The sequence below is a fragment of the Thiohalophilus sp. genome, from assembly GCF_031581315.1.
Taxonomy (GTDB): Bacteria; Pseudomonadota; Gammaproteobacteria; order UBA6429; family Thiohalophilaceae; genus Thiohalophilus.
In genome coordinates this window covers 18146-27083 of sequence record NZ_JAVLAZ010000025.1, presented here as the reverse complement: position 1 = coordinate 27083, position 8938 = coordinate 18146, and the positions used below count along the sequence as shown (strand labels likewise).

Sequence of the window (8938 nt, the reverse complement as noted above, 5' to 3'; positions counted from 1 at the left end):
CGCATTACCGCACGCAGGGTTTCCATATCCAGAACGCGCTTGTCAGACAAGCGACGGGGGCGCGGTGCAACGGTTCTAACCCGGGCCAGCCCCAGCAAGCTCAACAGGCGAATATAGACCCAGCCCATGTCCAGTTCCCACCACTTATTGGCCAGTTTGGCGGACACCGCATGCGCATGGTGGTTGTTGTGCAGCTCCTCCCCGCCGATCAGAATCCCCCAGGGAACGATATTGCGCGAAGCATCACCCGTCTCGTAGTTGCGATAACCCCAGTAATGACCGATCCCGTTAATCACACCGGCCGCCCAGATCGGGTTCCAGAGCATCTGCACGGCAAAGATGGTAATTCCGATAGGTCCGAACAGGCTGATATTGATCAACAACAGAAACATGATCCCGACATACGGATGAGGCGTGTAAACATGACGTTCCAGCCAGTCATCCGGGGTACCCTTGCCATACTGTTGCAAGGTTTGCTGATTGGCCGCCTCGGCGCGATACAGCTCGCTGCCCTGCAACAACACCTTGCGAATCCCCTTGACCTGCGGACTGTGGGGATCATCCTCGGTTTCGCATTTGGCGTGGTGCTTGCGATGAATCGCCACCCACTGGCGGGTCACCATCCCGGTGGTCAGCCACAACCAGAAACGGAAGAAATGACTGATGATCGGGTGCAGTTTGACGCTGTTGTGCGCCTGGGCCCGGTGCAGGAAAATGGTCACACTGGCAATGGTGATATGGGTCACAACCAATGCCCATACAACCAGTTGCCAGGGGGTCAGGGACCAGAGGCCTTCAAGATAAGTCGTCATTAATGTTCTCGCTAGATTCGGTGTTCGTTTAAAAATATAGAAGCTAAAAGGATTATTTTCCACGCCACTGGACATTATAAAGGTCGTGACGACGATCATGCAGATTCTGGACCGTGCCGCTGTTACGGGCCACCTGCAGGGTTTCGGGACGCAAATCGGCAATGGCGACCGTTTCCGCATTCGGCGTGGTATCGGCCGCGATCCCGTCACGCGCGAAGGGAAAATCACAGGGTGTCAGGATACAGCTCTGGGCATACTGGATATCCATGTTATGCACATTCGGCAGGTTTCCGACATTACCTGACATAACGACATAAAGCTGATTTTCAACCGCCCGGGCCTGGCAACAATAACGTACCCGCAGATAGCTCTGGCGTTCATCCGTGCAAAACGGGACAAACAGAATCTGAATCCCCTGATCCACCAGATGCCGGCCCAGTTCGGGAAATTCCGAATCGTAGCAAATCAACACCCCGATAGGACCACAATCGGTTTCGATGGCATTGACCGCGCGGCCGCCCTCGATATTCCACCAGTAAACCTCGTTGGGCGTGGGATGGATTTTGGCCTGCTCGTGAACCCGTCCGTCGCGCAAAAACACGTAGGAGATATTCTCCACCCGGCCGCTTTCGACCCGGGTCGGATGAGAGCCGCCGATGATATTGATATTGTAGCGCAGCGCCATTTCACGCAACGCTTCGACAAAATGGGGCGTGTACTTGGTTAACGCTTCAATCGACTCGGACGGACGCAGCTGCTGATCCTCGATAGACAGCAACTGGAGGGTGAACATCTCCGGGAAAACCACAAAGTCACCCTGATAGTCGGCCACCACATCAACAAAATATTCGACAATGCCAAGGAACTCATCGAAGGATCGCACCCGGCGTTGCATGTATTGCACCGTGCCGATGCGTACCGTATCCGGCAATCGCTCGCCATAGCGCTTGCTGCGTTCCTGCTCCTCTTCCTGCGGCACCTTGGGGTTGTGCCAGACCAGGTGCACGGCATAACCCAGCGACTCCCGATCGGAATCCAGGTAATTTTCGATGATGCCGATAATCTCGAAACCATTGCGCAACTGGAAAGAAAGCACCGGATCGCGCAGCTTTTTCTGTTTGACCTGCTCGATGTACTCCTCAACCGAGCTGAAGCGTTTAATACGTTTGGCCAGGGTTGGCAGACGCCCGGCAAACACAATCCCCTTGAGCCCGAGTGATTCGCACAATTTCTTGCGTTCGTTGTACAACCGGTTTCCGATCCGGTAACCGCGATACTCGGGATCGACCACCACTTCCATGCCGTACAGCCATTCGCCTTCGGGATCATGCCGGGAAGCATAACCATTACCGGTGATTTCCGCCCAGGTATGGGGACGCAGTGCAACCTTACCGGAAATACGGAAGGTGGCGCAGTAGCCGACTACATTGTCGTCCACCAGCACCACGAATTGACCGGCCGGATAATTGTTGATCTGACCGCGAATCGAACCTTCCGAATACCCCGACTGTCCGCTGCTGTTTCGATATGCCCGGTCCGTCAATGCGGCAATAGCCGGGACATCCTGGTTGGTGGCATTACGGACTGTCAGATGACTGCGCGGATTTTTAAACGGGGTTGAGCCGCTCTTTTTTGCCATGGGGTCAGTGCCTGTCAAAACCGGTCAAAAAGTACCGGCAGGTTAATATAAAATTCATTCAAATCGCTCTATGTTTATCCGGACAAACCGGGTTATTGCATGTAGGCGTAGTCTTCCTCGCGCTGTAGACGGATAATTTCCGCATCGGCCATCGGTACCATCTGGACGAACCCGTGAATATCTTCCGGGTCATAACCATGTCCCCGCGCGGCAATCCGGCACATACGGATCTCGATCACATCACCCACTGTCAGGCTCTGGGCACGGGTAACCAGCTCCTTGTACTTGAGATAGTTCTTGATACCAAAAAAGGAAATTTCATCGCCATGCAGTACCAGCACGATCGAGGCGGCAAACGGATCGGCATGATAAACCTGGCTAAGATAACTCGCCCGATCCAGCACCTGCTCGAACTGCTTGCGACTCGATACCGCCACATCATAGACCACCTTTTGGGGTTGATAATCATAGGCCTGTGCCTCGGCCCTGCCCCATGGCGCCTGTTCGGCGGCAAGAACACCCCCACTGCTCAAAAGCAGCACGATTAGCGGTAGGATTCGATTCATAACAGGTTCCTTTGTCGGATATAGCGTGAATGATTCTAGCATCTTGCGAAAGTCACGGAACACGAGTGACAGGGATTTGAATAATTGCGGGCCTGGCTGGGAACGCCGGACGGTTCATTCGCCAAAGCGGTATTCCCACAGCAGGTAGTTTCAAAGCCTAGCCGTACCAGGGGGAACATTCGGCCGGCGCCCGCTCAACAGCCAGCTCCTGCAGGCGGGCCTGCCAGTCTTCCAGGCCAGCTTTCCAGTCGGCGACAAACTGTTCCAGCGATTCGACAAATTCGGGCTCGTGCTGCTGCCGGTTGATCGTGCAATGGACCACAACCTGCCCCGCACCTCGGTCCGCCTCGGCAGTCACGGTCCATTGCAAAGCATTGGGACAGCCCGGCAGGGTAAAACGCACGCCGTCCCGGAGGATTTCCTGGTGAATGGCAAACTCGCCCCAGAGGCAATAAATGCGTCCCCGCTCCCCCTGATGGGACAATACTGTTTCGATCGAGGCACACCATAATGGCAGGTTATCGATACGCAAATAACGTTGCAGTTCGTTCGGGGTAAACGGCAGGCGGGCAGTAGCGTAAAATTCCATAATACCGTGTCTGAATAATCGAAATATCGTTCTTGTTATCCGCTCCAGGAGGCGACCGTCTTCATCATAACAAAGCCGCTCCCGAATACCAGCCTCGCCGGGGGCCCCGGACGAGAATTCGCGGTGAAATAAATCCCGCACAAACGCTCGGGGACTGCCCGCAAGCGGGCATTAAAGGGTAAACTATCCGTTTTTTCAGCGGTTTAACCCATCATGTCTGATTACGCCCTGTTTGTCACCGCCCCACTGCACCTGGAATCGCTCCTGGCCGAAGAGCTGCACGCGCTGGGCATCGACCAGGCGCAGGAAACCCGGGGCGGGGTCAGTTTCAGCGGCACACTCGAAGAGGCCTACCGGGTCTGTCTCTGGAGCCGGGTGGCCAATCGTGTCTTGCTCGAACTGGCCAGCTTCACGGCCGATTCACCCGAAGCCCTTTACCGGGGTGTACAACAGATCGACTGGCGCGATCATTTCGGCGTGGCCAATACTTTTGCTGTCCAGTTTCAAAGCAGCCAGTCCACGATCACACACAGTCAGTATGGTGCGCTCAAGGCCAAGGATGCCGTGGTCGATCAATTCCGCGATCGGGACGGCGAGCGACCGTCGATCGACACCGGCTGGCCCGATGTACGGATCAATGTCTATGTGCATCGCAACCAGGCCAGCGTCAGCCTGGATCTTTCCGGCGATTCCCTGCACCGGCGGGGCTATCGACGGGCCGGGGGCGCTGCCCCCCTGAAAGAAAATCTGGCCGCCGCCATCCTGCTGCGCGCCGGCTGGCCGGCAGTTGCACAGGAACAGGGGACCCTGCTGGACCCCATGTGCGGCTCGGGAACCCTGCTGATCGAAGGCGCCTGGATCGCCGGGGATATCGCCCCGGGGTTGCTGCGGGGTTACTGGGGTTTCAGTGGCTGGCGCCAGCATCAGCCGGCACTGTGGCAAAAACTGTATGACGAGGCGCAACAGCGCCGCGAGCAGGGCCTGGCCCGACTGCCGCAACTGGTGGGCTATGATATCGATGAGCGGGCTATCGACGGCGCCCGGCAAAATGTCCAGGCCGCCGGACTGGACAATGCTATCGACCTGCATTGCCAGTCGCTGCAGCAACTGCAGCCCGACCCGGAACTGAAACCCGGTCTGGTCATCGTCAACCCCCCCTACGGCGAGCGGCTGGGCAGTGACTCGGATCTGCCACTGGTGTACCAACAACTCGGCCAAACGCTCAAACAGCAGTTCAGCGGCTGGCAGGTCGCCCTGTTCACCGGCAACCCGGAACTCACCGGCCAGTTACAACTGCGCAGTCTGCGCCGCCACAGCCTGTATAACGGCCCCATCGAATGCAAGCTGTTCCACTACAAGGTGGATAACAAACATGACATCACCCCGCGTGGCTATCCCCGACCGCTAACGCCGGCCGAGTTCACCGACAATGCCCGGATGCTGGCCAACCGGCTGCAGAAAAACCTCAAACAGCTGTCACGCTGGCTGGCACGTGAGAATATTCACTGTTATCGACTGTACGACGCGGACATGCCCGAATACGCGCTGGCTATCGATGTCTATGATGAGGAACAACGCCGGGTTCATGTACAGGAATACGCCCCGCCACGCAGCGTGGATAGCGCCAGAGCCCGGCAACGGCTGCGTGAAGCGCTCGGCGTGATTCTCGATACCCTGCAGATCGACGAGCAGCAGCTCTTTTTCAAGGTCCGCCAGCGCCAGAAAGGCACGGCCCAGTACGAAAAACTGGCCGAGCAACGCCACTTTTATCCGGTGACGGAAAACGGCTGTCGTTTCTGGGTCAATTTCGAGGATTATCTCGATACCGGACTGTTTCTGGATCACCGCCTGGTTCGCGCACGCCTCGGCGAACTGGCCAGCGGCGGCGATTTTCTTAACCTGTTTGCCTATACCGGCACCGCCACAGTCTATGCCGCCCATGGCGGTGCCCGCAGCACCACCACGATCGATATGTCAAAAACCTATCTCGACTGGGCGCGGCGCAATATGGAACTCAACAGCATGAACAGCAGTGAGCATCGCTTTATCCAGCGCGACTGTCTGGAATGGCTGCAACAGGAGGTCACAGCCCCCCAGTACGATCTGATATTTCTCGATCCGCCCAGCTTCTCCACCTCCAAGCGGATGCAGACGAATCTGGATATCCAGCGTGATCACGTATGGCTCATCCGCCAGTGCATGAAACGGCTACGCAAGGACGGGATATTGCTGTTTTCCACCAACCTGCGCAATTTCAAACTGGACGAAGAGGCGCTGGCGACACTGGAAATCACCGATATTCATCGCCAGACACTGCCGCGTGATTTTGAGCGCAACCCCAAGATTCATCACTGCTGGGAATTTCGACACAGGCACAAACCGGTTCTGTCCCTGAAATAAGCCGCATTGAGACCGGCAAGTTCTGCAAGGCGGTATTGCCCGATACTGCTTCGCTTTACCGGGCCTACGCCTTTCTCTAATCAAGGAAAAAGCGGATCTCTCGCAGAGACGCCACGACGCAAAGACATCTGATACCTCGCATTCTCAGCGCGCTCTGCACCCACACAACGGGCATAAACGTCTCTGCGTGAATACAGGGACCTGTTCAGCGCAGACCGGCGCGGTTTTCACACTGGCCGATCTCCTCGCTGCTCATGCCAAACGTTTCCTTGAGCCCATCGAACACACAACTGGCATATGTATCGGCCGAATCATCAAAGTTCTGGGTGGTAATAGTGGCAGGTAAACGGCGACTGCACTGGTCGACCAGCCGGTTGACCTGCTGCAGACACTGCTTTTCACTGGTGCCGAGACAACGGACAAAGGCCGGACTCTTGCAGGGCCCCAGCAGATCGTCATAGGACTGCGCGACATAGGCTTCCCGACTGATCTGCTCTTCAGCGCTCAGGGAGACCGGCAGCACGCCCAGACACAAAAACAGGATAGCAAGATACCCGCGCCGCCCCGGAGCAACTGCCCGCCCTGACTGCCAGCTGTAACGACAAAGACTCAATCCCATAACTTATCCCCTGATGCGTCATTGACGCTCGAAAACCCACTCTCCAGCGACTATGCTTCTTAAAAGCCCTGATGAGCGAAACCCATGACGTTGAAACTCGCCCGACTGTTGTTGTTATCCTTCAGTTTGACTTTGACATTCGCCGTAGCGGCCCAGACAGCTGATAATCCCCCGTCCAGAAGCGTGTTGCAGCTGACTGTCGAGGATGTCATCGGTCCGGCCACGGAGGATTATATCACCCGGGCCATCGAGCAGGCGCCGCGTGAACGGGTTGGACTGATAATCATTCGTATGGACACGCCCGGCGGGCTCGACAGCGCCATGCGGGGCATTATCAAAACTATCACCAATTCCCCGATTCCGGTTGTGACCTATGTCGCACCGACCGGCTCACGCGCCGCCAGTGCCGGCACATACATTCTTTACGCCAGTCATATTGCGGCCATGGCACCTGGCACCAACCTGGGGGCCGCCACCCCGGTCAAACTCGGCAGCCCCGGCCAACCGGATAAACAGCCACCATCCGACAGCGAGTCGGACCAGACCGGAAACGCCAAATCAGCCAGCGAACGCAAAGCCATCAATGACGCGGTAGCCTATATCCGGGGCCTGGCAGAATTACGCGGCCGCAATGCCGAGTGGGCCGAGAAGGCAGTACGGCAGGCCGCAAGTCTCTCTGCCGGCCAGGCCCTGGAGAAGAACGTCATCGACCTGGTCGCACGCAGCACAGCCGATCTGCTGCAACAACTCGACGGACGCGAGCTGGAAGTTCTCGGCCAGACGGTCACCCTCAATACGCTGGAAATGAACGTTAAAACCACCAATCCCGACTGGCGCAGCCGTTTGTTGAGTGTAATCACCAATCCCAACATCGCCTATATTCTGATGTTGATCGGGATTTATGGTCTGATTTTCGAATTCTCCAATCCCGGGGCGATTGTCCCCGGTACCATCGGCGCCATTTGTCTGTTGCTCGGGCTTTACGCTATGCAGTTGCTACCGATCAATTATGCCGGTATGGCGTTACTGCTACTCGGCATCGCCCTGATGATTGGCGAAGCCTATCAGCCCAGCTTCGGTATGCTTGGTATTGGCGGGCTGATCGCCTTTGTCTTCGGTTCGATCATTCTGATCGATACCAGTGCACCCGGTTACGGCATTAATCCGGGTGTCATCGCCGCGTTTGCCCTCAGCAGTCTACTGATGTTTGTCGTGGTCATCGGCCTGGCTATCAAGTCAAGACGACGACCGGTAGCAAGCGGCATGGAGCAACTGCTGACGGATACCGGCACGGTGATCACTGCCGACGATCACCGGGCCACCATTTTGATTCACAGCGAACACTGGCAGGCCACCTGCGATCAGCCGCTACAGCCAGGACAACGGGTCCGGGTTATCGCGGCCGATGGACTGACTCTGCAGGTGGAACCGCTGGACGAACCGGCCAACAAGGAGAAGTAACATGACCGATTACACCTTATATATTATTATCATTCTGGTAGTGGCGTTTTTATTGAGCGCCATCCGCATTCTGCGCGAGTATGAGCGTGGCGTAATCTTCACTCTCGGGCGCTTCTGGAAAGTCAAGGGCCCCGGCTTCATCATCGTCATCCCGTTGATCCAGCAGATGGTCAGGGTGGACCTGCGGATTATTGTCATGGATGTCCCCAGCCAGGATGTCATTTCCCAGGATAACGTTTCAGTGCATGTCAATGCCGTGGTCTATTTCCGGGTTATCGATCCGGAGAAGGCCATTATTCAGGTAGAAGACTACTATTCAGCCACCAGCCAGCTTGCCCAAACCACCCTGCGTTCCGTTCTGGGACAGCATGAACTGGATGAAATGTTGTCCGAACGGGACAAACTCAACGCCGATATCCAGAGAATCCTGGACGAACAAACCGACGCCTGGGGCATCAAAGTTAATAACGTGGAGATCAAACATGTCGACCTGGATGACAGCATGATCCGCGCTATCGCCAAACAGGCCGAGGCGGAACGGGTGCGGCGCGCCAAGATCATTCATGCCGAAGGCGAGCGCCAGGCCGCGAATGAACTGGCCAACGCCTCCGAGATACTGGCCAAACAGCCCTCGGCCCTGCAGTTGCGTTATCTGCAGACCCTGACCGAGATTGCCGGCGACAAGACCAACACCATCGTCTTCCCCCTGCCCATGGATATGCTGGAAACGCTGACCAACAACCTGAAAAAATAGTATGGATCAGACTCTAAATAAATAGAATCTCAGGTTGCGCGCTGCGCGCAACCTGAGCACTGACTATAATACTCTCGCAGAGGCGCAAAAGACGCTGA

At 56.4% G+C, this 8938-nt stretch carries 8 protein-coding genes; 3 read left to right on the top strand and 5 right to left on the bottom strand.

Annotation, left to right across the window (positions count from 1 at the left end):
- The 4 genes from RI563_RS05460 to RI563_RS05445 all read right to left on the bottom strand — a co-directional run.
- On the bottom strand, nt 1–812 hold an 812-nt coding region (locus tag RI563_RS05460), incomplete at its 3' end, for an acyl-CoA desaturase (protein WP_310693346.1).
- Between the two features lie 52 nt (nt 813–864).
- Nucleotides 865–2451, bottom strand: a complete 1587-nt coding sequence (locus RI563_RS05455) for a GNAT family N-acetyltransferase (RefSeq protein WP_310693344.1) — start codon at nt 2449–2451, stop codon at nt 865–867.
- Nucleotides 2452–2543: 92 nt separating this feature from the next.
- Entirely contained in the window at nt 2544–3017 is a 474-nt protein-coding gene (locus tag RI563_RS05450) for a hypothetical protein (RefSeq protein WP_310693343.1), read from the bottom strand.
- 157 nt (nt 3018–3174) lie between these two features.
- Nucleotides 3175–3606 (bottom strand): hypothetical protein, encoded by a 432-nt coding sequence (locus RI563_RS05445; RefSeq protein ID WP_310693342.1) that lies wholly within the window; start codon nt 3604–3606, stop codon nt 3175–3177.
- 213 nt (nt 3607–3819) lie between these two features.
- Between RI563_RS05445 and rlmKL the strand changes: the two genes are divergently transcribed.
- Entirely contained in the window at nt 3820–6006 is a 2187-nt protein-coding gene (rlmKL, locus tag RI563_RS05440) for a bifunctional 23S rRNA (guanine(2069)-N(7))-methyltransferase RlmK/23S rRNA (guanine(2445)-N(2))-methyltransferase RlmL (protein ID WP_310693341.1), read from the top strand.
- Between the two features lie 205 nt (nt 6007–6211).
- On the opposite strand, the gene RI563_RS05435 is transcribed toward rlmKL, so the two are convergent.
- Nucleotides 6212–6625: a hypothetical protein gene (locus RI563_RS05435; protein ID WP_310693340.1), complete on the bottom strand. Its 414-nt coding sequence runs from the start codon at nt 6623–6625 to the stop codon at nt 6212–6214.
- Between the two features lie 84 nt (nt 6626–6709).
- On the opposite strand from RI563_RS05435, the gene RI563_RS05430 reads away from it, so the two are divergent.
- Together RI563_RS05430 and RI563_RS05425 are read left to right on the top strand one after the other, a co-directional pair.
- Nucleotides 6710–8086, top strand: a complete 1377-nt coding sequence (locus RI563_RS05430) for a nodulation protein NfeD (RefSeq protein WP_310693339.1) — start codon at nt 6710–6712, stop codon at nt 8084–8086.
- Nucleotide 8087: 1 nt separating this feature from the next.
- A complete protein-coding gene (locus RI563_RS05425; protein ID WP_310693338.1) occupies nt 8088–8840 on the top strand; it encodes a slipin family protein in 753 nt (250 codons plus the stop codon).
- Nucleotides 8841–8938: the final 98 nt, after the last annotated feature.

What these genes read in the sequence shown, in the direction of transcription:
- RI563_RS05455 (WP_310693344.1), bottom strand. Translation starts at nt 2,451, where the DNA reads ATGGCAAAAAAGAGCGGCTCAACCCCGTTTAAAAATCCGCGCAGTCAT.
- RI563_RS05445 (WP_310693342.1), bottom strand. Translation starts at nt 3,606, where the DNA reads ATGGAATTTTACGCTACTGCCCGCCTGCCGTTTACCCCGAACGAACTG.
- RI563_RS05425 (WP_310693338.1), top strand. Translation starts at nt 8,088, where the DNA reads ATGACCGATTACACCTTATATATTATTATCATTCTGGTAGTGGCGTTT.
- RI563_RS05435 (WP_310693340.1), bottom strand. Translation starts at nt 6,625, where the DNA reads ATGGGATTGAGTCTTTGTCGTTACAGCTGGCAGTCAGGGCGGGCAGTT.
- rlmKL (WP_310693341.1), top strand. Translation starts at nt 3,820, where the DNA reads ATGTCTGATTACGCCCTGTTTGTCACCGCCCCACTGCACCTGGAATCG.
- RI563_RS05430 (WP_310693339.1), top strand. Translation starts at nt 6,710, where the DNA reads ATGACGTTGAAACTCGCCCGACTGTTGTTGTTATCCTTCAGTTTGACT.
- RI563_RS05450 (WP_310693343.1), bottom strand. Translation starts at nt 3,017, where the DNA reads ATGAATCGAATCCTACCGCTAATCGTGCTGCTTTTGAGCAGTGGGGGT.